The sequence below is a fragment of the Microbacterium sp. KRD172 genome (genome assembly GCF_017168295.1).
Lineage (GTDB): Bacteria > Actinomycetota > Actinomycetes > Actinomycetales > Microbacteriaceae > Microbacterium > Microbacterium profundi.
Genome location: NZ_JABFAS010000002.1, coordinates 2,989,404 through 3,014,281, shown reverse-complemented (window position 1 = coordinate 3,014,281; position 24,878 = coordinate 2,989,404). Strand labels below are relative to the sequence as shown.

Below are 24,878 nucleotides of genomic sequence, written 5' to 3'. Positions count from 1 at the left end.
GATGGTTCCCTCGCGGGGGTCGTTGAGCGAGCGTCAGCGCGTCGAAGCCGGCTCTCCAACGAACTGCTCGGCGTGCACGGTGACGGTCGCGGCGCCTCCGATGAGCTTCGAAACCGGGCAACGGGCGCGCGCGGCCGCGAGCACGCGCTCCGTCTCCGCGGCATCCGCATCCTGCACCGACAGGAACGCATCGACGTGGAACTCGTACCCGGTTCCCGCCGCGGCATCGTGCAACTCCACCTCGACCCGCACCGCGGTCTGCACGCGGCGCGCGACCACGGCCTGCGCCGTCGCGTTCAGGCACGTCGCCCAGGCGAGCGCCAGCAGCTGCTCCGGGTTCGTCCCCGCCGGATCGCGGTCGGGGTTCAGCGGTGACGACACCGTCACCGTCAGTCCATCCGGAACTGCGGCCGTCCCTTCTCCGCCGTCACGATTGATCGCCTCTGTAAGGAAAGCGGCACGCATCGATGGAAACCACGAGCACGACGATCGTCGAGTTCAGCGACGTCAGCAAACGCTACGGCGACCGTCCCGATCAGCCGCCGGCGCTCGACGGCATCGACCTGAGCATCGATCGCGGCGAGATCTTCGGCGTCATCGGCGAGAGCGGTGCCGGCAAGACGACGCTCCTCGAACTCGTCAACGGGCTCATCACGGCCGACCGCGGTGAGGTGCGCGTCGACGGTGCGACCATGGCCGGGCGCAGTCGCCGCGAGATGCGGATGCTGCGCCGGCAGGTCGGCGTCGTCTTCCAGGGCATCCACCTGCTCAGCAGTCGCACCGTGCGGCAGAACGTCGCGCTCGGACTCCAGATCAGCCGCAGGGCAGGCATCCGCCGCACGCGTGCCGAAGAGCGGGCCGCCGTCGATGAGATGCTCGCCTTCGTCGGCCTCACGCATCGCGCCGACCATCACCCGGCCGAGCTCAGCGGTGGGGAGAAGCAGCGCGTCGGACTCGCCCGCGCGCTGGTCACCCGCCCGCCGCTGCTGCTCTGCGACGAGCCGACCTCTTCGCTGGACGCCAGCACGACCGCCGAGGTGCTCCGCGTGCTGCTCGACGCCCGCGAGAAGTTCGGCACGACGATCGTCGTGATCTCGCACGACCTCGACGTCGTGAAGGCGATCTGCGATCGCGCGCTGCTGCTCGAGAAGGGGCGCATGCGCGAACTCTTCGCGGTGAAGAAGACCGACCTGCGCGCGATGCCCAGCTATCACGAACAGGTCAAGCGGGAGCTGATGTGATGGGCTGGCTCACCGGCCTCCTCTCCGAGTACGGCGCGGACATCGCCGAAGCGCTCGCCGAGACCGGGTACATGATGCTCGTGTCGTTGGCGGCGGCTGTGCTGATCGGACTCCCGCTCGGGATGGTGGTGTTTCTCACGCAGCGCGGCGGCATCGCCGAGAACCGCCCGGTCTGGACGATCGCGAACATGTACATCAACATCGTCCGCTCGTTCCCGTTCCTGCTGCTCGTCGTCTTCCTCATCCCGTTCACCCGCGCCGTGATCGGCACCAGCTTCGGCACGCAGGCGTCGACCCTGCCGCTGTGCTTCGTCGCCGTGGCCATATACGCCCGGCTGGTCGAGCAGATCCTCCGGGAGATCCCGCCCGGCATCTCCCGCGTCGCGGTCGCGATGGGAACCACGCTGCCGCAGGCGGTGTTCCGCGTCCTCCTTCCCGAGGCACGTTCCGGACTCGTCTACGCGCTCACCTCCGCCGCGATCAGCCTGCTGTCGTACTCGACCGTGCTCGGCGTCGTGGGCGGCGGCGGCATCGGCGACTTCGCGATGCGCTACGGCTACCAGGAGTACAACGACGCGCTCATGTACATCACGATCGCGATCATCGTCGTCTGCGTGCTGGTGATCCAGGCCGTCGGACACCGCGCCTCCGAGAAACTCGACCACCGCTGAGCCGCCGCGCCGGCCCAGTGGAACAACCACCCCGAAGAAAGAAGGATTCATGAGAACCGCACGTATCGGCATCCTCGCCGCGAGCATCGGAGCCGCTCTGGTGCTCGCCGGATGCGCGTCGGGCCAGCCGTCCAAAGGCGGGGATGCCGCGGCATCCGAACCCGTCGTGCTCAAGATCGCCGCCGTCACCGCGCCGATGACGGATGTCGTCGAGGCCGCGGGGGAGGCGATCGAGGACGGCTACGAGATCGAGCTCGTCGAGGTCTCGGACTACATCACCGCGAACACGATCGTGAACGACGGCGACGCATACGGCAACTTCTCGCAGCACGAGCCGTACATGCAGGAGTTCAACGCGGCCAACGGCGCCTCGCTGGTCGCCGTGCAGCCGGTGTACAACTTCGTGATCGCGTTCTATTCGAAGACGCTCGACGACATCGCCGACCTTCCTGACGGCGCCACGGTCGCCGTGCCGAACGACTCGTCGAACCTGGGCCGCGCGCTCAAGCTGCTCGATGCCGAAGGCGTGATCACCCTCGACCCCGATGTCGACCCCTACGTGTCCACCGTGGACGACATCACCGAGAACCCAAAGAACATCGAGTTCCTCGAGGTGCCGATCGCATCGCTCAATTCGGCGTACGAGGAGGCCGACCTCGTCTTCCAGTGGCCGTCCCACATCGCGGCTCTCGGCCTCAACCCCGCCGACGACGGCCTCATCACAGAACTCGACGACCGGTTCGCACTGCACGTCGCGGTCCGTGAAGAGGATGCCGACAGCGAGGCGACCGCGGCGTTGAAGGCCGCGTTCGCCAGTGACGAGGTGCGTGAGGTCATCGAGTCCAACGGCACGATCGACGTCGCCTTCTGAAAGGGGGCGGTGTCGGGTCGAGGGCTTCGACTCGCTCCGCTCGCTCAGCCCGTTTCGTCTCGCTTCGCTCGCTCAACGACCCGGGCGGCTACGACTGTGGCCTCGCGACAACTCGACCTGACCGCGTGCCGCGGGAGGCTTGGAGGTTGCGCACACAACGCTTGGTGAAGTGTTGGAGGACTCCTACGGTTGAAGCATCCTTACTTCTCTCTGAGAGGAACTCTCATGGTCGACGCCGCCGTCCGCACCGCAACGACACACCGAGACGACGATGCGCCCCGCATCGATGTCGACCGGGTCAACGACCTTCTGCTCGGAACCTGGGCCGACACGCGCCGCACCGCGCGGGAGATGATCAAGGACCCGGCGTTCTGGCGGATGGATGAGCTCGGCAAGGACGAGCACCGCGAACGCGTGCTCAGCCAGCTGCACCTCCTGGTCGAGAACAAGGCAGTGCACCGCGCGTTCCCGAAGGCATTCGGCGGCGAAGACAACAATGGTGCGAACATCTCCGGCTTCGAAGAGTTGGTCGCGGCCGATCCGAGCCTGCAGATCAAGGCCGGCGTGCAGTGGGGACTGTTCGGATCCGCCGTGCTCCAGCTGGGCACCGAGGAGCACCACAAGAAGTGGCTCCCCGGGATCATGGACCTCTCCATCCCCGGCGCCTTCGCGATGACCGAGATCGGACACGGCTCCGACGTCGCCTCGGCCGGCACCACCGCGACCTACGACCCCGAGACAGAGGAGTTCGTCATCAACACGCCGTTCCGCGGCGCGACGAAGGAGTACCTCGGCAACGCGGCGCTGCACGGTGTCGCGGCGACCGTGTTCGCGCAGCTGATCACGAACGGCGTCAGCCATGGCGTGCACTGCTTCTACGTGCCGCTGCGCGGCGACGACGGCGCCGACCTGCCGGGCATCGGCCGCGAGGACGACGGGCTCAAGGGCGGCCTCAACGGCATCGACAACGGCCGCCTCTCGTTCGACCACGTGCGCATCCCCCGCACGAACCTGCTGAACAAGTACGGCGATGTCGCAGTCGACGGCACCTACACCAGCCCGATCGACAGCCCCGGCCGCCGCTTCTTCACGATGCTCGGCACCCTGGTGCAGGGGCGCGTGTCGCTTGACGGCGCAGCATCCTGGGGCTCTGCCCTCGGCCTGTACATCGCGATCACGTACGCCACGCAGCGCCGCCAGTTCGACGGAGCGGATGGACAGGAGGTCGTGCTTCTCGACTACGGCAAGCACCAGCGCCGTCTGCTGCCGCGTCTGGCGACCACGTACGCGCAGATCTTCGCGCACGACGAGTTCCTGCAGAAGTTCGACGGCGTGTTCTCTGGCCGCACCGACACTCCGGACGACCGCGAAGACCTTGAGACTCTCGCCGCTGCCCTCAAACCGCTGTCGACCTGGCACGCGCTCGACACCCTGCAGGAGGCCCGCGAGGCCTGCGGCGGCGCCGGCTACATGTTCGAGAACCGTCTCGTCGGTCTGCGCGCAGACCTCGACATCTACGTCACCTTCGAGGGCGACAACAACATCCTGCTGCAGCTGGTGGGCAAGCGCCTGCTGACGGATTTCGCAGGACAGTTCAAGGACAAGGATGCCGCGGCACTCGCCAAGTACGCCGTCGGACAGACCGCTGGCAAGGTCTTCCACGGTGCGGGTCTTCGCCGCTTCGGCCAGAACATCGCCGACTTCGGCTCGACGGCTCGCTCAGTCGAGAACGGGCTGCGTGCCGAGCAGCAGCATGAGCTGCTCGCCGATCGTGTGCAGCAGATGGTCGCCGACATCGCCGGTCGCCTGCGTCCAGCGGGCAAGGACAAGGTGCTCGGCGAGAAGCTGTTCAACGAGAACCAGGCCGACCTCATCGAGGCCGCCCGTGCGCATGGCGAGCTGCTGCAGTGGGAGGCGTTCACGGATGCCGTCAACAGCATGCCCGACGACGGAACGCGTCAGGTGCTCACCTGGCTGCGCGACCTGTTCGGACTGCAGCTCGTCGAGAAGCACCTCGCGTGGCACATCATCAACGGGCGACTCTCGACCCAGCGCGCGGCGGCGGTGTCGAGCTACATCGACCGGCTCTGCCTGCGACTGCGGCCGCATGCACTCGACCTGGTCGATGCCTTCGGCTACGAGCCCGAGCACGTGCGCGCTCCCATCGCCAGCGGTGCGGAGCTCGAGCGTCAGAACGAGGCGCGTGCGTACTACGCCGAGCTCGCGGCATCCGGCCAGGCGCCGATCTCGGAGAAGGTGCTGAAGAAGCAGAAGAAGGCCTGACCGCCCGGCGAGACCGAGCTTGCGTCACGAGACCGAGCTGCCGTGACTCGGCCTCGTGCTCCAGACTCGGTCTCATGGAATTGACCAACATGCCCTCCCCCTCCCCCTCCCTCCGCACCGGCGCCGATGGACGCGCGCGCTGCGCGTGGATCGGAACGGATGCCGAATACGCCAGGTACCACGACGAGGAGTGGGGAGTGCCGCTGCGCGGCGACCGCGCGCTCTTCGAGAAGATGGCGCTCGAAGGCTTCCAGGCCGGACTCAGCTGGATCACGATCCTGCGCAAGCGTCCGCGGTTCCGCGAGGTGTTCGCCGGGTTCGACCCAGCGGCGGTCGCCGCTTTCGACAAGGACGACGTCGAGACCCTGATGGCGGATGCCGGGATCATCCGCAACCGCGCGAAGATCCTCGCCACGATCGGCAACGCGCGCCTCGTGACGGAGATGGTGGAGGGTGATCTCGACGAGCTGATGTGGTCGTTCGCTCCTGCCCCCGGCACCCGTCCTCGTTCCTTCGACGACGTGCCGGCGGTGACCGCCGAGTCGACCGCGATGAGCAAGGCGCTGCGCGGCCGGGGGTTCCGGTTCGTCGGAGCGACCACCATGTATGCGTTGATGCAGTCGACCGGCATGGTCGATGACCATGTGGAGGGGTGCTGGCGCGCAGCCTGATCAGATGGGCATTTCTGCCCGTGGGGTGCTTCGCCTGCGGCAGTTAGTATGTACCGGTGCGCCTTGCCGCGAGCGGCTGCGAACGGCGCCGACACGAAGCAGATGTTAATCGGGGGATGACTGACGATGAAGGCGCTGTCCTGGTTGCGCGCAAGGCCGAAGACAGCCGCATCGGTTGCGGGCGTCACAGCGACGGTCGTCGCGATCGGCACGCTCGCCTTCGCGTATGAGGGCAATCCGACCACGAAGGTCGATCTGAACGACGGCGGCGTCTGGATCACGAAGTCGTCGGCGCTGATGGTCGGCCACTTCAACAACGAGTCCACTCTGCTCGACGGCGGACTGCGCACCACTGGCGAGGGCTTCGACATCCTCCAGGACGAGTCGACCGTGCTCGTGACCGACCGCAGCAATGCGACGCTCACGGCTGTCGACCCCGCGCGCGTCTCGCTGGGCGACAGCACGACGATCCCCTCGAGTGCGAAGGTCGCGCTCGGCGCGCAGACAGCGGCGCTCCTCGACACCGAATCCGGCGACCTCTGGGTCGTGCCGGTCAAGGCCATTTCCGGGTTCGAGCTGCAGGGCACGGATCCGCTCGTCGAACTCGGCAAGAACTCCGACGTGACCATCGGTCAGGACGGCACGGTCTACGCCATCTCCGGCGAGCGCGCCGAAGTGGTCACCATCCCGGTCGACAACGAGGGTGAAGCCCTTGACCCGCAGTCCGCCTCCCTCGGCGAGATCGACACCTCGATCGCTCCCACCATCACGGCGGTCGGCGTGACGCCGGTCGTGCTGTCACCGGCCGACAGCGCCCTGATGACTCCCGGCGGGTTCCGCACCGAGATCCCCCAGGCGGACTCCGCCGTACTGCAGTACGCCTCCGCCGCGACGGATGCCGTGACCGTGGCGACCGCGTCGCAGCTGATCGACGTGCCGCTCGACGGGGCCGAGCCGGTCGTGACCGAGGCCGGTGGTGAGGGGACCCCGGCGGCCCCGGTGTCGTTGCTCGGCTGCACGTACGGCGCCTGGTCCGGCACGGGTACGTTCGTCCGCGAATGCCCCGGCGAGGACGACGACATCAACGAAGAGGTGCCGGGAGTCGAGTCGTCGGCGACCCTGAAGTTCCGCGTGAACCGCGACGTCATCATCCTCAACGACACGGTCGGCGGTGCCGCGTGGCTCACTGATGAGAGCCTGCAGCAGGTCGACAACTGGGACGACCTGACCCCGCCCGAGGGCGAGACCGAGGACGAAGAGGACACCACGCAGGAGACCGTGGAGACCACCCTCCCCGTGCGCACCGATGTGAACACGCCCCCCGTCGCGGAAGACGACGAGTACGGCGTGCGACCGGGCCAGACCACGGCTCTGCCGGTGCTCGACAACGACAACGACCCGGACGGCGATGTGCTGGTCGCCGCGATCGCGGAACAGCAGCCGTCGATCGGAACAGTGCAGCCCATCTACGACGGCGGCTCGCTGCAGATCGCCGTGGGGGACGATGCCTCGGGCTCGGCATCCTTCGCGTACGAAGTGGATGACGGCCGAGGCGGCACGGACACCGCGAACGTGAACCTCTCGGTCAAGGACTGGGACACCAACTCCGCCCCGAAGCCGAAGCGCTCGACCGCTCTGGCGATCGAGACCGGTGGCACGATCTCGTACAACATCCTGCCGGATTGGATCGATCCGGAGGGCGACGACATCTACCTGCGTGAGGTCATCGCGGCCCCGGGCGACGAGGTCGAGTTCACCACCGACGGGCAGATCACCTACCGCGCCGCAGCGAGCCTGCAGGGCCGCAAGGAGGTGGAGATCTCGGTCGCCGATGCTCTCGGTGAGATCGCCACAGGCACGCTCGTGCTCGACGTGCGCCCCGCAGGATCGACGCTGCCGAAGACGAATGCCGACCACGTGATGACCCGCGTCGGCGAGCAGGTGACGGTGTCGCCGCTCGCGAACGACTCCAGCTCCGGCCAGGAGCAGCTCCGCCTGACCAGGGTCAACGGCGACGAGACACCGGGCGCGACCGTCGAGCCCGACTATCCGAACAAGACCTTCACCTTCAGCGCTCCCGCACCCGGTGTCTATTACGTGCTGTACGAGGTCGCTGCCGGGCCGAACGGCGTGCCGGGAATCGTGCGCATCGACGTCGCCGACGCGGACCAGCAGGATCTGCCCCCGGTCGCCGTGCGCGACGTCGCACTGCTGCCGACCGGCGGCGAGGTGCTGCTGGGCGTGCTGAACAACGACACCGATCCGTCGGGTGGCATCCTGGTCATCCAGTCGGTGAGCGTGGAACCGGGCAGCGGAGTCTCGGTGTCCGTGCTGAACCACGAGTCGCTGCGCATCGGCGACCAGGGCGCGCTCGACGAGCAGGTGCGCATCAGCTATCGGATCTCGAACGGGTCGAAGACCGCCGAGGGCGAGGTGGTCGTCATACCGATCCCCGCGCCGGAGAAGATCCTTCCCCCGGTCACGACCCCGGATCAGGCCGTCGTGCGCGTCGGTGACGTCGTGACCATTCCGGTGCTCGACAACGACACGAGTCCGGTCGGCGACGCGCTGACACTCGAGCCCGAACTGATCGAACCCTTCGTCGATCCGGAGGACGGCGAGATCTTCGTCTCGCAGGATGCCGTGCGCTTCAAGGCCGGCGACGAACCCAAGACCGTCTACGCCACATACGAGGTGTCTGACACGCGCGGGAACAAGGTCGGCGGATACATCACGATCCAGATCGTGCCCGTTCAGGATGAGAATGCCGCACCACGGCCGAAGGACATCACGACGCGCGTCCTGAGCGGCAACGTGGCGAACATCGCAGTGCCGCTGGACGGCATCGACCAGGACGGCGACTCCGTCGAGTTGATCGGCCTTGCGTCGAATCCGACCAAGGGGCGGATCACCGAGGTCGCGCAGAACTACTTGGTCTACGAGGCGTACGCAGATTCCTCGGGTGTCGACACGTTCTCCTATCGGGTGCGGGACCGTCTCGGCAAGGAGGGCACGGCGACGATCCGCGTCGGTGTCGCCCCGGCCGAAGAGATGAACCAGGCCCCGTACGCGGTCAAGGATGCCGTCGTGGTGCGTCCGGGGCGTGAGATCGCCGTGCCGGTGATGCTGAACGACTCCGATCCCGAGGGCGACACCGTCTCGCTCGTCAAGGACGGTCTCGTCCTGCCGGAGGACGCCGGATTGGAAGCCCGCATCTCCGGCGACCGCGTGCTCGTGCAGGCCCCCGATCGGGCCGTCGAGACGTCGCTGCAGTACACGATCAGCGACTCGCGAGGAGCCACAGCTCAGGCGGTGCTGCAGATCACGGTCGATGAGGACGTGCCGCTGCTCGCGCCGATCGCGCGCGACGACCGCGTGCTGCCGACGGACCTCACCGACGGCGAACTCACCAGCGATGTGGACATCCTCGCCAACGATGAGGACCCGGACGGCACCACCGAGGCGCTGGAAGTCGAGGTCGGTGCAGGCGGCACCCTGCTCGAAGACGGCAAGGTGCGTGTCACGGTCGGCGACCAGATGCAGCTGATCCGATACACACTCACCGACAGCGACGAGCTGTCGACTTCGGCGTTCATCTTCGTTCCCGCCGTGAAGGATCTGCGACCGTCGCTCACCTCGACCAAGCCCGTCGAGGTCGTCAGCGGCGAGACCAAAGAGCTCCCGCTGGACGAGTACGTGACGGTCGCGGGCGGTGGATCGGTCGTCATCACCGAGAACGCGAAGGTGAGCGCATCGAACGCGGACGGCGCTGATCTGGTCAAGGACGCCAGCACGCTCGTCTACACGTCGAAGCCGGGCTTCTTCGGCGAAGACGGCATCTCGTTCGAGGTCACTGACGGCACCGGTCCCGATGATCCCGAAGGCCGCAAGGCCACGTTGACGATCCCGGTCACCGTGCTGCCGCCGGACAACCAGCCGCCGACATTCACACGTGCCGAGATCAACGTCGCGCCAGGCGAGGAACCCACGACGCTCGATCTCGAGGCGCTGACCACGGATCCCGATCCGGAGGATGCCGGCAAGCACGAATTCTCGCTCGAGGGCAACCCGGGCAACGGTCTGACCGCGCGCACCGACGGAGCATCTCTGAGCGTCGAGGCGGCGTCGAACGCGAAGAAGGGCACCAGCCAGACGCTGACTGTGAGGGTCACGGACGGCGAGACCGAGCCCGTCGAGGGCACCGTGATCGTGAACGTCACGGCATCTACGCGCGCGATGGCGACGGCGAACACCGACACGATCGACGAGGCGGACCAGGGCGAGACGATCTCTGTGCCCGTGCTCGCGAACGACTTCAATCCGTTCCCCGAGACCCCGCTGAAGCTCGTCTCGGCCGCACTGGAATCCGGCAACGGCAGCGCCACGGTCGAGGGCGACGAGGTCCGGGTGACCCCGGACGAGGAGTTCGTCGGCACGCTCGTCGTCAGGTACACGATCGAGGATGCCACCGAGGATACCGACCGGTATGTCGACGGACGCATCGTGCTGACGGTGCAGGGCGTACCGGAGGCGCCGGGCCGACCGCAGGTGACGAGCGTGCAGGATCGCACTGTCGTGGTGTCGTTCTCGGCCCCATCGAACAACGGTGCCGAGATCACGAAATACACCGTCTCGAGCACGTCGGGAAGCGCGTACAGCAAGGAGTGCGCGTCGACGACGTGCACGCTGGACGGTTTGACCAACAACGTCGAGTACACCTTCCAGGTCATCGCGACCAACCGTGTCGGCGATTCGGAGCCGTCCGGAGCGTCGGTAGTCGCCCGCCCTGATGCGCGCCCTGACACCCCGGTTGCCCCGACCCTCGTCTTCGGCGACAAGTCGCTTGAGGTCGCGTGGACCACGCCGACGACACCGGGTTCTCCCGTCGAGTCGTACAACCTTCAGATCTCCCCGGCACCTCCGTCAGGCATCACTGAGAAGACCGGTGTGACCGGGAACTCGCTGACCTGGGAGGGGTTGGAGAACGGCACCTCGTACCAGGTCAGGGTGCAGGCGGTGAACCGGGCGCCCGAGCCGTCGACGTACAGCGGATGGTCGATCGCGGAGATTCCCGCCGGCCCGCCGGTGCAGCCGGCTGCACCGACGACGGCGGAACTGGCTCCGGTCGGGGATCAGGCGCAGATGCAGGTCGCCTGGACGGCGCCGAACAGCAACGGCGATTCGATCGACGGCTATCAGGTGCAGGTCCTCGAGGGTGGATCGACTGTGCGGACGATCGATGTCCCCGCCGGACAGACCAGCCAGGCGGTGGTCGTAGCGACTTCCGAGAATGGCTACACCTACATCGTTCGCGCTGAGAACAAGGCGGGTTGGGGAGCGTGGAGCCCCGCATCGGCCGAGCGCCGTGGCGCTATCAGGCCGGATGCCCCGAACACTCCGTCGATCTCCGCGAATGACCGATCGATCACGATCGCTGACACCTATGCGCTGACAGCGAAGCAGCGAAACGGTGCCAGGGCATCGGAGATCAGCTACCAGTACCGATTGAACGGTGGTACTTGGCAGGGGTTGACCAACAACACGATCGGCGGGCTCAACAACGGCACCGCCTACCGCGTCGAGGTCCGCGCGCTGTCCAACACCGGCACGGGCAGCTATACGGGAGTCGAATCGGCTGCGTCCAATGCGGCCACGCCCTACGGTGTCCCCCCTCAGCCGAGAGCGAAGGCCACCAATAATGGCTCGAACGTCACGGTGTCGTGGGGAAATAACGGGGACAACGGAAAGCCCATCACGGAAACGCAGATCAGGGTGACCGGCCCGGGAACCCCCGGCTCATGGCAGTCGGTCAGCGGAAGCGGCTCCGCAAACTACGGCGCGCCGTACTCGCAGACGATCACTATCGAAGTGCGGGTGAAGAACGACAGCACGTGGTCCGCCGTCGCCTCGGACTCTGCGACGACGGACAAGAAGCCCGACCCGCGCGCCTGGGTAACCCGCGGCGACTCCGCGCAGGGGCAGCCGGGGTGCAGCACCGCGTCATGCTCCTACTTCAAGGTGAACACACAGGACTTCCCCGCGGGGACGTACAACGTCACCTGTCAGAGCTCGAACCAGGGTCAGATCGGCGGCAACCACTCGGTCAGCCTGCCGGCGAACGGCACCAGGCAGCTCAGTTGCTACTTCGGATACCCCGGGCAGAATGTCTGGGTCGAGATCAACGGCACAGCATACGAGAAACGCGCCTGGTAGACGATGTACGTAGCGAGAACACGCAGAGGAACGAACTGAAATGACCATGACCCCCGAACAGGCCGCCTGGTTCCAGGGCACCTTCACCCGCCTGGTCGACAACATCGACAAGGCCGTGCAGGGCAAGCGCGAGGTCGTCAGCCTGGTGCTGGCAGCCATGCTGGCCGAGGGCCACGTGCTCCTCGAAGACGCACCGGGTACGGGAAAGACGAGCCTCGCGAAGGCACTGGCAGCGACCGTGCAGGGCACGAGCTCGCGCATCCAGTTCACGCCCGACCTGCTGCCGTCCGACGTCACGGGTGTCACGATCTACGACCAGCAGGCGCACAAGTTCGAGTTCCACAAGGGCCCGATCTTCTCGTCGATCGTGCTCGCGGATGAGATCAACCGCGCCTCCCCGAAGACGCAGTCAGCGCTTCTCGAGGTCATGGAGGAGTCGAAGGTCACCGTCGACGGCGTCACCCACGAAGCCGGCCGTCCGTTCCTCGTGATCGCCACCCAGAACCCCGTCGAGCAGGCCGGCACATACAAGCTGCCCGAGGCGCAGCTCGACCGATTCCTCATCAAGACGTCGATCGGCTACCCCGATCTTGCGGTGACCGAGAGCATCCTCGCCGGAGCATCCGATCGCAACCCGTCGTCGAGTCTCTCCGCGATGATCACCACCGGTGCCGTCGCCGACATGGCCGACCTCGCCGCCAGTGCTCATGTCGAGCCGGCCGTGCTGCGCTACGTCGCCGAACTCGCGGAGGCGACCCGCAAGGACAGCGGCGTGCGGCTCGGCGTATCGGTGCGCGGTGCGATCGCCATGGTCCGACTCGCCAAGGTGTGGGCGGCCGCGCACGGCCGCCACTACGTGCTGCCCGACGATATCAAGACGCTCATCGCACCCTCGTGGCAGCACCGTCTGATGCTCGACGCCGAGGCCGAGTTCGCCGGCACCACGGCAGATGTGGTCATCAACCGCGTGCTCGAGACGATCGCAGCTCCTCAGGCGCGAACGGCGGCTTGATGACCGCAGAGACGCTGCCCGCATCGCCCGAGATCGCCCGTGACGCCGGATGGCGCGACATCGCGGCGGTCATCGGCGCGCGCGTCGGCGCCCGTCTGCAGAAGATCGCGAGCGTCATCCGACCGCTGGCGTGGGTGCTCATGGCCCTCGCGCTCGTGTTCTGGATCGTCGGTGTCAGCCTGGGCTGGAGCGAGCTGACCCTCGCTGCCGTCGTCGTGGCGCTCACGCTGATCCTGTGCGCGCTGTTCCTCATCGGACGTACAGAGTACGACGTCACCCTCGACCTCGCCCGCACGAGAGTCGTCGTCGGCGAACGCGCGGTCGGGGCGCTCACGCTGTCCAACCCCGGCAGCCGCGCCATCCTGCCCTCACGCGTCGTGCTGCCCGTCGGAGGCGGACGCGGCGAATTCGGCATCCAGCGCCTCGCGCCCGGTGAGGAGGCCGAAGAGCTGTTCGCCATCCCCACCCAGCGTCGTGGCGTGGTCAAGGTGGGCCCGGTCAGTGTCGTCCGCGGAGATCCGTTCGGCCTGTTCGAGCGCGCGCACCGCCGTGACGACCCGGTCGACCTCTTCGTCCACCCGCAGACAGTGCTATTCGACGGCCAGTCGCTCGGCTTCCTCCGCGACCTCGAAGGTCTTCCCGCGGCCGATCTCTCGCGCGATGACGTCTCATTCCACGCGCTGAACGAGTATCAGCCCGGCGACGACCTGCGTCACGTGCACTGGCGCTCGACTGCCCGCACCGGCGTGATCATGGTGCGCCAGTACGAGGAGACCCGGCGCTCGCACTTCGTGATCGGACTCTCCCGTTCGACTGGCGACTACGCGACTCCAGAGGACTTCGAGCTCGGCATCTCGGTCGCGGGCTCCGTCGGTCTGCGGGCGATCCGCGACTCCCAGCGCGTCGATGTGCGTGTGCAGGGACGCGAACTGCGCGCGGGGACCGGCAAGCAGTTCCTCGACTCGCTCGCCGCAGTCGAACCCAGCAAGCCGCGCGAAGGCGGGCTCTCCGACCTCAGCGGAGTGATCGCCGCCACCGCCCCGCTTGCGAGCGTCGTCGTCCTGGTGTGCGGCACGAAGGTCGCAAGCGATGACCTTCGCCTCGCCTGCGCCCGGCTCCCGTTCGGCGCCAGAGTGATCGTCGTCGTCGCCGACACCACTGTCGAGATGCCTGCACTCCGCCAGATCGGCGAGGCCGCCGTCGTGAGTGTTGGCGCACTGCAGCAGATCCCCCTCGCTCTTCAGAAGGTCCTCGCATGAGAAGCCCTATGTCAAGCCGCCTCGGTTTTCGGGTCGAGGTAGGCCTGAAGTGCGCGGTGTTTGGTGGGGTCGTAGGGGACGTTGTCTTGCCAGCAGTGCCAGATGATGGTGAGCCATGCGCGGGCCAGTATGCGGACGGCGTGGGGGTGGTCGTGGCCTCGGTCACGGGCTCGTTGGTAGAGGTGCGCGGCCCAGGGGTTGGCTTTGACGCTGTCGGCGGCGAAGTCGGTGACGGCGTCTCTGAGTTGTTTGTCGCAGGACCAGCGGAAGCCGACAACGCGGATCTTCCCGGATTGTCGGGTGGATGGTGCGGCACCGGCGAGGCAGATCAACGACTCCGGGGTGGGGAACCGGGACCGGCAGTCGCCGATCTCGGCGAGCAGGCGGGCGGCGCGAATGCGCCCGGCTCGGGGCAGGCTGGTGAAGATGTGTGCGTCGGTGTGGATGCTCAGTTGCCTGTCGATGTGCTTTTCCAGGGTGCGGGTCTGGTCTTGCAGGGTTCGCAAGACCTTGACGTAGCTGGCGGTGATAGCGGCCAGAGCGGTGGCGAACTCGCCGATGGGGCCACGCGGTGCGGTAAGGGTCTTCGCGTGCAGCACGGTGGGATTGGTGCGTCCGGAGTATCCCTGCTTACGCAGCCAGGAACCGAGCCTGGTGGGGGTGAGCCAGTCGAGCTTGTCCTGGGAGTCGAAACGTTCCAGGAACGCCAGAGCGATGTTCGAGTCGATGTCTTTGAACAAGCCGACGGCGGCGGGCAGGGCGTTGCGCAGGTGCGCGCGCAGCTGGTTGCCGACCGCGATGCGGTGGGCGACGAGGTCCTTGCGGGCACGGCAGGCCCGACGCAACGCGGTCGTGTCGTCGCGGTCGGGAATCAGCGGGCGCAGTCGGGCCCGATCGGTGCGGAGTGTGTCGGCGAGCACGTAAGCGTCGAACCGGTCGTCCTTGTTGCCGGCGGATCCGTAGCGGCGGCGGAGGTTTTTGACTTGGTTCGGGCTGACTACGACCACGGTGATGCCCGCGTCCAACAGCGCGTCGATGACGGGCCCGTCGGGGCGTTCGATTGCTACCTCGGCGGCGTTGTTGCGGGCCAGGAAGGCCAGCAGGCTATGCAGTCCGTCTGTGGTGTGTTCGATCATGCATCGGTCGAGCTCTCGGCCACGGTGATCGACGATGCTAACGGCGTGATCGTCGCGGGCCCAGTCCAGACCCGCGGTGACGTCGCCGGGCGGGTCGTCGGGCAGGGACAGGGTTTGTTCATTGTCGGGTGTGTTGGCAGACTTCATGTCAGCCTCCTTGCTGCTAAGCCCAGTGGGGAGGCGCCCTCGTCTCACGGTGCCATGGGAGCCGGGACGTGTCTGCCGGTTCGCTCACTGATCGGCGCTCGCTCCCGGTCATCCCGGGTTTGGCGCTCAGCCCTATCGACGGTCCACACGTCCCGGGCAGCCACCAGACCTCGCAGATCTCATGCTGGACATCAACAGTGTCGAGCGAGCCGGGCGATGGCCCGGCGGCACCCGGGGTGCATCAGCGCCCTATCGGAGAACGCTGGCACAAGAAAGGTAGTCCAGTGAGCGCCACCGCACAGGCGCGCACGAGCGTGCCCGCGATCCCCGTGCGCCGCTGGATTCTCGACATCGTGGCTGTGACCGTGCTGCTGGGCGTCTCGATCGCGGGGTTCTGGCCGACCTTCGCGGGCGCGAGCTATCTCGTGGCGGCCATCGGCGGTGCGCTGCTGGGCATCGCGGTCGCCGCGGTAGCGGCATGGCGACGCTGGGGCATCCTCATCATCGCCGGCCTCACCGTGCTGGCGTACTTCCTGTTCGGCGGCGCGCTCGCACTGCCGCACACCGCGATCTTCGGCGTCATCCCCTCGATCGACACGCTCCAGCAGCTCGCGATCGGCGTCGTCACGTCATGGAAGCAGCTGCTGACGACGGTGGCGCCGGTCTCCGGTGCTGACGGGCACTTCATCGTGCCGTTCCTGCTCATGCTGATCATCGCGGTGGTCACGGCATCCCTCGCGCTGCGACTCGCACAGCCGGCCTGGGCGCTGATCCCCGCGGGGATACTGCTCGCAGTCGTCATCGCCCTCGGCACGCCGGAGCCGGCCGTGCCGGTGATCCAGGGCGCCGTCTTCGCGCTCGCCAGCATCACGTGGCTGGCGGTTCGCCAGATCTGGTCGCCGCAGAACGCCGCGGTTTCGGTGGGCGAGGTCGATCCGGGTCGCGCGAACCACATGCGGGTGCGGCGGCTGCTCTCGGGCGCCGTCGTGCTCGCCGTCGCAGCCGGGGTGGGAGTGGCGACCAGCGCGTTCACCGCACCCGCAGAGGTGCGTCACGTACTGCGCGACACGATCATCCCGCCGTTCAACGTGCGCGACTATCCCAGCGCCCTGCAGTCGTTCCGCGGTCACGTGCGCGACGACGCCGACAGCACCCTGTTCACCGTGCGCGGACTGCCCGAGGGCGCGAGGGTCCGCCTCGCAGCCATGGACGAATTCGACGGACAGGTCATCAACGTCGTCGACGGCGGTCCGGGCTCGTCCAGTGCGTTCACGCCGATCCGCTCGAACATGTCGCCCGACGCCGAAGGCGTGCCGGTGACGCTGCAGTTCGACATCGACGAGTACTCCGACGTCTGGGTCCCGCAGGCAGGGCTCGTATCCGAGTTCCGCTTCTCGGGCGATGACGGCGATGCGCTGCGTCGTGGCACTTACTACAGCACAGGCTCGGCGACCGCCGTCGCGACGGCAGGGCTCGGCAAGGGCGACAGCTACACCGTGCAGACGACGATTCCCGCGGAGTACAGCGATGAGCAGCTCGCCGAGGCGGAGTTCGGCGCTGTGCGCCTGCCGAAGAACGAGAACGTGCCGGAGGAGCTCACCTCTCTCGCCGGCGAGATCGTGTCGGATGCCGAGACCCCCGTCGAGCAGGTGCAGGCGCTGGAGACGTTCCTGTCCGAAGACGGCTTCTTCAGCCACGGTCTCGAGGGCGAGGTCATCTCGCGCTCCGGCCACACCGCCGAGCGCATCTCCACCCTGATCGGCGGCGATCAGATGATCGGCGACGACGAGCAGTACGCCGTGACGATGGCTCTGCTCGCCGGTGAGATCGGCATCCCCGCGCGCGTCGTGATGGGCTTCTACCCGGATGAGGAGCAGGACGGCGCGGCATCCTTCACGGCGACCGGAGACAACATCCGTGCCTGGGTCGAGGTCAACTTCGACGGCTTCGGCTGGGTTCCGTTCGACCCGACGCCCCCTGAGGATCAGGTCCCGAACGACCAGAACACCAAGCCGCGCGCCGACCCGAAGCCGCAGGTGCTGCAGCCCCCGCCCCCGCCCCAGGAGCCGGTCGATCTTCCCCCGACGCTGCCGGATGACCGCGAGTCCGAGGACGAATCGCTGAACATCGGCGGCATCATCCTCGCGATCCTCGCGATCGGCGGCATAACGCTGGGCATCATCGCGTTGCTCGCCTCGCCGTTCATCATCATCGGCGCATGGAAGGCGTCTAGGCGCCGATCACGGCGGACAGCGGAGCGGACGGCGGATCGGATCGCCGGAGGGTGGGACGAGCTCACCGACCGTGCCGTCGACTACGGCGCACGGCTCGCGCCGGGGGCGACCCGCGGTGAAGAGGCGGTGCTGGTCGCCGAATCCCTGACAGTGCCGACCGTGACCACGCTCGCGCACCGGGCGGATGCCGAGGTCTTCGGCCCGAGTGACCCGAGCCCGGCGGACGTCGAAGCCTTCTGGCAGCAGGTCGATGAGATCGTCGCCGGCCTCGGGAGCGAAGCCGGCTTCTGGAAGCGCACCAAGGCGCGGCTGAGCCTGCGCTCGCTGCTGGTCGGCTCTGCCGTGTCGAACGGCTTCCAGGGGCTCAAGACCGCAGCGGCCGCGCGCGTTCGCCGAGAACCTGGCACCATCAAGAACAGCACTTCAGACGTACCCGAGAGTGAGACCCCATGACACAACCGGCGTTCGGCACCGTCGCCCCGACGTCACGGCGTGCCGTGGCATACATCATCGACGCTGCGATCGCGGCGGGGATCGGCATCGTCCTCAGCGTCCTGCTCGTCATCTTCGCGACGATCGCCGGAGCGGACGGGATGCTGGGAGTGCTCGCCATCGGCGCACCGGTGATCTGGCTCGTGCTGCTCGGCTGGTTCGCGTTCTACACCTTCATGCAGGCCGGGAAGGGCTCCATCGGCATGCGCGCCCAGGGGCTGCGCCTGGTCAAGGAGACCGATGGCACCCCGCTCGGTTTCGGACGCGCACTGCTGCGCAACATCATCTTCGGACTCGCAGCATCCATCGTCGTCGGTTATTTCACCCCGCTGTTCGACGGCTCGGGCCGGTTCCAGGGCTGGCACGACAAGGTCGCGCGCTCGCTGATGATGGATGCGCGCACCGGCGCAGCATCCGTCGCAGCACCGCCCACCCAGGCGATGAGCGTGCCGCCGCGACCGGTGGCGCCCGACGCCGTACCTCCGCTGCCCGGCCGCGCCGGCTCGGCGCCGAACTTCTCGTTCCCGGCGCCAGGGACGACGCCGCTGCCGACGCCGGTCGGCGTGCCACCGGTACCGGGCCTCAGCCCGACCCGGCCCGCGCCCGGGTATGCGTCACCGGAATCGGTCGCGTACGCCGCTCTGGTCGGCCAGCCGCCGGCGCCCGCTGATGCCGCGCCTGCCCTCGACGAGACGATTCCCGCACCTCCTGCGCCGCGGATGCCGCAAGCCGCGCCGCTCGCGACCCCACAGGGCGCCCCGCAGGCAGCGCCGCAGCTCCCGCACGCTCAGCCCGCGATCTCGCAACCGCCGGCGCCGGCGATCGGTGACGATGCGTTGATCGCGTTCGTCCCCGGCATCACTCAGGACGGCCCTCCGGCGCGGAGCCCTGAGGCTCCCGCAGCGCCGTCCGTGCCCGCTCAGAACCCGGTGGCTCCGGCGGCGCCACCGGCGGCTCCTCACCAGGCGCCCGTCGCCGACCAGCCCGCCGCTCACCAGCCTCCCGCCGACCAGCCGGCCGCAGACGCCGTGTCCGACGACCTCGGCGATGTCGAGGACACCCGCATCAGCATCCCCGGCCATCGTCTTGTGTTCACATGGGACGACGGCACCAGGGTCACCGTGTCACAGCGCACCCTGTTCGGACGCAACCCCGCGCCCGAGGACGGCGCGGTCGCCGTCAACGTGCGCGACGAGACCCTGTCACTGTCGAAGACGCACTTCGAGGCAGCGGCCGAGGCCTCCGGCGGCTGGATCAAAGACCGGCATTCCACGAACGGCACCGTGATCGTCCGCGACGGTGAGCGCATCCCGTGCACCCCCGGTGAGGCGGTGCGCGTCCGTCTCGGCGATGCGATCGAGATCGGCGACCGCATCGTCACGATCGGCGGTTACGCATGACGGCTCCACTGATCGTCTCCGCAGGCTCGTCCACCCACACCGGGATGCGCCGCACGCTCAACGAGGATGCGATGCTCGCCAGCGCACCGATCTTCATCGTCGCCGACGGCATGGGCGGACACGAGGCCGGCGAACGGGCGAGCGCCGCCGTTGTCGAGGAGTTCGCGCGATTCGCCGGACGGCAGAGTCTCGAACTCGACGACGTGCTCGACGCGCTCAGCCGTTCGCGTCTCGCCGTCGACGCGCTGTCTGTCATGGCCACCGGCCGTGCGGGTACGACCCTCAGCGGTGTCGTGCTCGCCGACGTCGACGGCACGGGTTACTGGCTGAGTTTCAACATCGGCGATTCCCGCACGTATCGGCTGTACCGCGGTGAACTCGAGCAGATCAGCGTGGATCATTCGGTCGTGCAGGAGCTCGTCGAATCCGGCGAACTCAGCGCCGCCGACGCGGCATCCGATCATCGCCGGAACATCATCACCCGCGCCATCGGCGCGGGGAGCACCGGCGATGCCGACTTCTGGATGTTCCCGGCCGAGCTCGGCGATCGCATTCTGATCTGCTCGGATGGACTCTCCTCGGAGGTGCCGGATGCGCAGATCCAGGAGATCCTGACCGCCGAGTCCGACCCGCAGACCGCCGCCGCCACGCTTGTCGGCGAAGCAGTCAGCGCCGGCGGCCGGGACAACATCACGGTCGTCGTCGTCGACGCGGTCTTCGTCGCGTCCCACCCTGGCGTTCACATGCAGGCGGACGACGACTTCGATGAGAACACGCGGCCTCGCGAGGCCACCGCAGGAGGGATTCGCTGATGCAGACGACCTACCGACCCGGTGACTGGTATGTGCTGGTGGCACCGGGAGCCCTCATCGCCCTGGCGCCCGATGCGCCCGAGCAGCTCGTCTCGACGCTGTGGAAACGGCAGCAGGAGGGCGGCGATCTCGCTGCGGTGATCGACGCGCTCACCGAGCAGGCCTCAGGATCGTTCGCCGCGATGCTGCCCTTCGCCGCCGTCGTCCTGGAAGGACCGGATGCCAGGATCGCCGTGCGCGGCGACGTCACCGTGCAGATCACCGGCCCCGAAGGCACTGAGAGCTTCGCGGGCACGAACGTGACCACGTGGAGTGAGAGATTCGCCCTGAACGCGAACCGGATCGCCGTCACCGCGAGCGATGTCGACGACACCGCGCCCCTTCCGATCACGGGTGGCGTCGTGCGTGCCGCGAACGTCAGCGCCGAGATCGAGCCCGCAGACGTGACGGTGCCGGATGCTGCGCCCGTCCAAGACGCTGCGCTCGACGTGGCCGCTGAGCGTGTGGTCCCGCCCGTCGGCGAACCGGCGGAGGGATCGGCGGAGCCTGCGACCGCACCACTGCCCGCAGCCCCTGCCCCGATCGATGACGCTGTCGAGGGCGCGACACTCGTGCCCTCCGACATCTCGGAGACCTCCGACATCTCGGAGACCTCCGACATCTCGGAGACCTCCGACATCTCGGAGACCTCCGACATCTCGGAGACCTCCGACATCGACGAGTTCGAGCAGCTCTTCGGCGCGACGGTCGCATCGCCCAGCGCGATCATGCAGCCGGCTCCCGCCCCGCCTGCCCCGCCGGCGCCCTTCGGCGCGGCGCCATCGGACGGCACGGCCGACGGGGATCATGACGGTGCGACGATATCGGTGGCCGAGGCGCGCGCCATGCGTCAGAACGTCCCGACCGCCGAGCCGGACGCCCCGACCGCGATCCTCCCCGTGGTCTCCGCCGGTGCCGGTCGTGTGCGTGTCTCGACGGGTCAGGTCGTCACGCTCGATCGCACGGTCATCATCGGTCGCCGCCCTCGATCCACGCGGGCGAGCGGTGCCGACCTGCCGCACCTCGTCGCGGTCGAGAGTCCCCAGCAGGACATCTCCCGCAGTCACCTCGAGATCCGCCCGGAGGGCGACACGGTCGTCGTGGTCGACCTGCACACCACGAACGGCTCGACGCTGCTGCGACCAGGTACCGACCCGCTGCGCCTTCATCCAGGAGAGCAGACCCTCGTGCTCTCCGGCGACGTCGTCGACCTCGGCGATGGCGTCACCGTCACGTTCGAGGATCTTCCGTGAGCAGACCCCCCTCACCACCGCCGGAGCTTCCCGGCTTCACCTACGTCGAACCGCTGGGCACCGGTGGCTTCGCAGACGTCTTCGTCTACGAGCAGCAGATGCCCAGACGCAAGGTCGCCGTGAAGGTGCTGCTCGCGGACAGGATCTCGAGCAGCGCGGCTCAGGAGTTCACCGACGAGGCGAACGTGATGGCGATGCTGTCCACTCATCCCGCGATCGTCACGATCTACCACGCCGGCGTCGCGGTGGACGGACGCCCGTACCTGGTGATGGAGTACTGCCCGAGGCCGAACCTGCAGGTCCGTGCCCGAAGGGAGCCGTTCTCGGTCGCCGAGGCGCTGCGCGTCGGCATCCAGGTCGCCGGCGCCGTCGAGACAGCGCACCGCGCCGGTGTGCTGCACCGTGACATCAAGCCGGCGAACATCCTCGTCACCGAGTACAACCGGCCTGCGCTCACCGACTTCGGCATCGCGTCGAAGACCGGCGCGGTGACCGAGGCGACCGGCATGTCGATCCCGTGGTCGCCGCCGGAGTTCTTCGCGGACCCGCCGCAGAGCGGACCGCGCTCCGACGTGTTCGCGCTCGGTGCCACGCTGTACACGCTGCTCGCCGGTCGCTCCCCGTTCGAGCGCCCCGGTGAACGCAACTCCGGTGCAGACCTCATCGAGCGCATCGAACGCGCACCCCTGCAGTCGCTGGCGCGGCCGGACTCACCGGCGAGTCTGCAGCGCGCCATCGAACGTGCGATGTCGAAGAACCCCGACGCACGCTATCCGAGTGCGGTCGCATTCGCTCGTGCCCTGCAGAAGGTGCAGATCGAGCTGACCCACTCGGTCACCCCGATCGACATCATCGATGACCATCCCATCGCGGAGGACCTCGAGGACGAGGCCGACGGCCTCACCCGGGTGCGCGACATCGTCAGCATCGACCCTGATGCCGGCGCCACCCGGCCGTCAGCGACGACCCGCCCGTTCGGCAACGGGCAGCCTGCTGCAGCCTCCGACGCCGGTCCGCGGTTCGAGCAGGGGCGTTCCGTCCAGCCCGACGCCGTCTCGTCCGGCACTTTCCCGTCCAGCGCAGCGCAGGCCGGCACAGCCCAGGCCGGCACAGCCCAGGCCGGCACAGCGCAGGCCGGCACAGCGCAGGCCGGCACAGCGCAGGCCGCCGCGGTGGAGGACACCGTGATGCGCGCCCCGTCGGCGTCACCGGCGCACGCGGCATCCGCTCCTGTCGATGACGAGAAGACGCTGATGCGTCCCCCGCGGACGGTCTCGCCGCAGGCGCCGATGGCCCCGGGCGTCCCGACCGCGCCGAGTGATTCTGCGGCGAACCCGCCGGCGAACACGCGTCGTCCCAGGGTAGGACTCTGGGTGGGACTCGCCGTCATCGCGGCGGTGGTCGTCGGCGGCACGATCGTCGGCGCCAATCTGCTCTCCGGGGCAGGCAGGCCCGACCCGGTCGCGACGCAGGACGAGGTCGTCCCGCAGGATCCGCTGTCCGACGCCGTTCCCAGAGTGGAGGAGCTCACCGGTTCGCGCGACGGTACGGCGTTGACCTTCACCTGGACGAACCCGTCACCGGAAGACGGCGACCTGTACCTGTGGAACACCGTCGATCTCGCCGGATCCGGCAAGGCGCAGACGACCGAGAAGACGACCGTGACGTTCCAACGTGCCTCGGCGGGCCAGGTCTGCGTCGACGTCGTGCTGCGACGCGGCGATGGACGCGCTTCGGAGCCGGTTCGGGGGTGCACCGAGTGACCCCCGGCATCGAGGGGGGCCGCGAGGCTCGCGAAGCCACGATCTGGGAGATCGAGGACGAGACCGAGGCGATCGAAGGGCTCGATGAGAACGGCCGTCCTGACCCCGCGTACGCCGCAGCGCTCGGACTGCTTCCCGCCCCTCTCGGACGTCGCGCCCTCGCGCTGGTCTGCGATGTCGCCCTCTGGCTGATCGTTCAGCTGCCGTTGTGGATCGGTGCCGTACCCCTACTGCTCAAGCTCGCAGGCGGGTCGATCTCGCCGTACGGATTCATGAACCATCCCGGCTTCGTGCTCGCCCTGGTCATGGCCGCGGTGACGGTGTTCCTGACGCTGGTGCTCAGCGTCGTGCAGCTGGTGATGCACGGGCGCAGCGGGCGCACGCTCGGCAAGGCGATCGTCGGCATCCGCACTGTGAACGTGCGCACGCTGGAGCGCCCAGGAATCGGGTGGGTGCTGCTGCGCTACCTGCTGCTGTGCGCGTCGAACCTCGTCCCGCTGTTCGGGCCCGTGCTCCTGTTGCTGTCGCCGCTGTTCGATTCCGAACGCCGCAGGCGCGGACTGCACGACAAGGCAACGCAGGTGTGGCTCATCGACGTGAAGCGAGGGCTGAACCCGTACGACCAGAAGCGTCTGCGTGTGGCACGAAAGCTCGTGAAGGCTGAGCCTGCGCGGGAGCGCTCGGTGCTGCCCTCGCTCGCCACGCCGACCGACCCTTCGCAGCAACCCGCCTATCGTCCAGGCAATCGCGTCAGCGCGGGCGTCATCGGGATCGCCCGGCCCCATACCTCGGACGCGCGCCCTGAGATCGGACTTCCGCGAACGACACCCCAGCCGCCGCCCGCATCGGCGGAGCTCGGCAAGCCGGTGTTCGGCGGTTACCGGCAGGCAGAAGATGAACGATTCGTGGATCCTGCCCAAGGAATCGGTCACCTCGCCTCGCCGGCTCTATCTGCCTCGCCGGCGGCCGCTCCCGCCCCGCAGCCGGTCGTGCCGCCCGTCGCCGCGTCGCAGCCGGTCGTGCCTCCAGCCGCCAACCCGCCGCAGCCTGCCCCTGTGCACTTCGGCCTGCGCCTGGACACCGGTGCGAGCGTCCAGGTCGCCGAGCCGCTGCTGTTCGGGCGCAATCCGGATGCGACGGTCCACCCCGGCGCACGCGCGGTGCCTCTTGAAGACGAGAGCAAGTCGCTCTCGAAGACCCATCTGCTGGTTCGTCCGGTGGACGGAGGGCTGGAGGTCACCGACTGCGGCTCGACGAACGGATCCGGGTTGGCCAGGGCCGGCGTCGAGTATGTCATCGAAGCAGGTGTGCCTGTCGTGACCGTCGAAGGGGACACGATCCGTCTCGGCGACCGCAGCGCGGTCGTGGTCCGAGTGTGATT

16 protein-coding genes are annotated in these 24,878 nt (G+C 68.0%); 14 read left to right on the top strand and 2 right to left on the bottom strand.

Going from position 1 to position 24,878, the window contains the following annotated elements; all coding sequences use genetic code 11:
• Positions 1-33 precede the first annotated feature (33 nt).
• Positions 34-465, bottom strand: a complete 432-nt coding sequence (locus J1M43_RS14835) for an OsmC family protein (RefSeq protein ID WP_206477164.1) — start codon at positions 463-465, stop codon at positions 34-36.
• 2 nt (positions 466-467) lie between these two features.
• On the opposite strand from J1M43_RS14835, the gene J1M43_RS14830 reads away from it, so the two are divergent.
• The 8 genes from J1M43_RS14830 to J1M43_RS14795 all read left to right on the top strand — a co-directional run bounded on the left by J1M43_RS14830 (position 468) and on the right by J1M43_RS14795 (position 14,221).
• Positions 468-1,241, top strand: a complete 774-nt coding sequence (locus tag J1M43_RS14830) for a methionine ABC transporter ATP-binding protein (protein WP_206477163.1) — start codon at positions 468-470, stop codon at positions 1,239-1,241.
• Entirely contained in the window at positions 1,241-1,912 is a 672-nt protein-coding gene (locus J1M43_RS14825) for a methionine ABC transporter permease (RefSeq protein WP_206477162.1), read from the top strand. The genes J1M43_RS14830 and J1M43_RS14825 overlap by 1 nt, the downstream gene beginning before the upstream one ends.
• A gap of 49 nt (positions 1,913-1,961) precedes the next feature.
• Positions 1,962-2,783 (top strand): MetQ/NlpA family ABC transporter substrate-binding protein, encoded by an 822-nt coding sequence (locus J1M43_RS14820; RefSeq protein ID WP_206477161.1) that lies wholly within the window; start codon positions 1,962-1,964, stop codon positions 2,781-2,783.
• A 225-nt stretch (positions 2,784-3,008) separates the two neighbouring features.
• Positions 3,009-5,066: an acyl-CoA dehydrogenase gene (locus J1M43_RS14815; protein WP_206477160.1), complete on the top strand. Its 2,058-nt coding sequence runs from the start codon at positions 3,009-3,011 to the stop codon at positions 5,064-5,066.
• Between the two features lie 74 nt (positions 5,067-5,140).
• A complete protein-coding gene (locus J1M43_RS14810) occupies positions 5,141-5,737 on the top strand; it encodes a DNA-3-methyladenine glycosylase I (protein WP_241245251.1) in 597 nt (198 codons plus the stop codon).
• A 126-nt stretch (positions 5,738-5,863) separates the two neighbouring features.
• Positions 5,864-11,950: an Ig-like domain-containing protein gene (locus tag J1M43_RS14805; RefSeq protein ID WP_206477159.1), complete on the top strand. Its 6,087-nt coding sequence runs from the start codon at positions 5,864-5,866 to the stop codon at positions 11,948-11,950.
• Positions 11,951-11,990: 40 nt separating this feature from the next.
• Positions 11,991-12,962, top strand: a complete 972-nt coding sequence (locus tag J1M43_RS14800) for a MoxR family ATPase (protein WP_206477158.1) — start codon at positions 11,991-11,993, stop codon at positions 12,960-12,962.
• Positions 12,962-14,221: a DUF58 domain-containing protein gene (locus J1M43_RS14795; RefSeq protein ID WP_206477157.1), complete on the top strand. Its 1,260-nt coding sequence runs from the start codon at positions 12,962-12,964 to the stop codon at positions 14,219-14,221. Before J1M43_RS14800 ends, J1M43_RS14795 begins: the two co-directional genes overlap by 1 nt.
• A gap of 11 nt (positions 14,222-14,232) precedes the next feature.
• On the opposite strand, the gene J1M43_RS14790 is transcribed toward J1M43_RS14795, so the two are convergent.
• Positions 14,233-15,504 (bottom strand): IS110 family transposase, encoded by a 1,272-nt coding sequence (locus J1M43_RS14790; RefSeq protein WP_033106031.1) that lies wholly within the window; start codon positions 15,502-15,504, stop codon positions 14,233-14,235.
• A 284-nt stretch (positions 15,505-15,788) separates the two neighbouring features.
• Here J1M43_RS14790 and J1M43_RS14785 point away from each other — a divergent pair, with 284 nt between their 5' ends.
• Genes J1M43_RS14785 through J1M43_RS14760 form a run of 6 tightly spaced genes read left to right on the top strand, consistent with a single transcriptional unit; the run spans position 15,789 to position 24,876 of the window.
• Complete coding sequence (locus J1M43_RS14785) at positions 15,789-18,191, top strand: transglutaminase-like domain-containing protein (protein WP_206477156.1); 2,403 nt, start codon at positions 15,789-15,791, stop codon at positions 18,189-18,191.
• Entirely contained in the window at positions 18,188-19,630 is a 1,443-nt protein-coding gene (locus tag J1M43_RS14780) for an RDD family protein (protein WP_206477155.1), read from the top strand. The genes J1M43_RS14785 and J1M43_RS14780 overlap by 4 nt, the downstream gene beginning before the upstream one ends.
• On the top strand, positions 19,627-20,442 hold the full coding sequence (locus J1M43_RS14775; RefSeq protein ID WP_206477154.1) for a PP2C family serine/threonine-protein phosphatase: 816 nt from the start codon (positions 19,627-19,629) through the stop codon (positions 20,440-20,442). The genes J1M43_RS14780 and J1M43_RS14775 overlap by 4 nt, the downstream gene beginning before the upstream one ends.
• The gene (locus J1M43_RS14770; RefSeq protein ID WP_206477153.1) at positions 20,442-21,734 is read left to right on the top strand and encodes an FHA domain-containing protein; all 1,293 of its coding nucleotides are present in this window, start codon (positions 20,442-20,444) and stop codon (positions 21,732-21,734) included. The genes J1M43_RS14775 and J1M43_RS14770 overlap by 1 nt, the downstream gene beginning before the upstream one ends.
• A complete protein-coding gene (locus tag J1M43_RS14765) occupies positions 21,731-23,497 on the top strand; it encodes a serine/threonine-protein kinase (RefSeq protein WP_206477152.1) in 1,767 nt (588 codons plus the stop codon). The genes J1M43_RS14770 and J1M43_RS14765 overlap by 4 nt, the downstream gene beginning before the upstream one ends.
• Positions 23,494-24,876 carry an RDD family protein gene (locus tag J1M43_RS14760; protein WP_206477151.1) on the top strand — a complete coding sequence of 461 codons (1,383 nt, stop codon included), beginning with the start codon at positions 23,494-23,496 and terminating at the stop codon, positions 24,874-24,876. The genes J1M43_RS14765 and J1M43_RS14760 overlap by 4 nt, the downstream gene beginning before the upstream one ends.
• Positions 24,877-24,878 lie beyond the last annotated feature (2 nt).

Bases quoted from the DNA above. Each gene is read 5' to 3' on its own strand.
- J1M43_RS14835 (WP_206477164.1), bottom strand. From the start codon at position 465: ATGCGTGCCGCTTTCCTTACAGAGGCGATCAATCGTGACGGCGGAGAA.
- J1M43_RS14830 (WP_206477163.1), top strand. From the start codon at position 468: ATGGAAACCACGAGCACGACGATCGTCGAGTTCAGCGACGTCAGCAAA.
- J1M43_RS14825 (WP_206477162.1), top strand. From the start codon at position 1,241: ATGGGCTGGCTCACCGGCCTCCTCTCCGAGTACGGCGCGGACATCGCC.
- J1M43_RS14820 (WP_206477161.1), top strand. From the start codon at position 1,962: ATGAGAACCGCACGTATCGGCATCCTCGCCGCGAGCATCGGAGCCGCT.
- J1M43_RS14815 (WP_206477160.1), top strand. From the start codon at position 3,009: ATGGTCGACGCCGCCGTCCGCACCGCAACGACACACCGAGACGACGAT.
- J1M43_RS14810 (WP_241245251.1), top strand. From the start codon at position 5,141: ATGGAATTGACCAACATGCCCTCCCCCTCCCCCTCCCTCCGCACCGGC.
- J1M43_RS14805 (WP_206477159.1), top strand. From the start codon at position 5,864: ATGAAGGCGCTGTCCTGGTTGCGCGCAAGGCCGAAGACAGCCGCATCG.
- J1M43_RS14800 (WP_206477158.1), top strand. From the start codon at position 11,991: ATGACCATGACCCCCGAACAGGCCGCCTGGTTCCAGGGCACCTTCACC.
- J1M43_RS14795 (WP_206477157.1), top strand. From the start codon at position 12,962: ATGACCGCAGAGACGCTGCCCGCATCGCCCGAGATCGCCCGTGACGCC.
- J1M43_RS14790 (WP_033106031.1), bottom strand. From the start codon at position 15,504: ATGAAGTCTGCCAACACACCCGACAATGAACAAACCCTGTCCCTGCCC.
- J1M43_RS14780 (WP_206477155.1), top strand. From the start codon at position 18,188: ATGACACAACCGGCGTTCGGCACCGTCGCCCCGACGTCACGGCGTGCC.
- J1M43_RS14775 (WP_206477154.1), top strand. From the start codon at position 19,627: ATGACGGCTCCACTGATCGTCTCCGCAGGCTCGTCCACCCACACCGGG.
- J1M43_RS14770 (WP_206477153.1), top strand. From the start codon at position 20,442: ATGCAGACGACCTACCGACCCGGTGACTGGTATGTGCTGGTGGCACCG.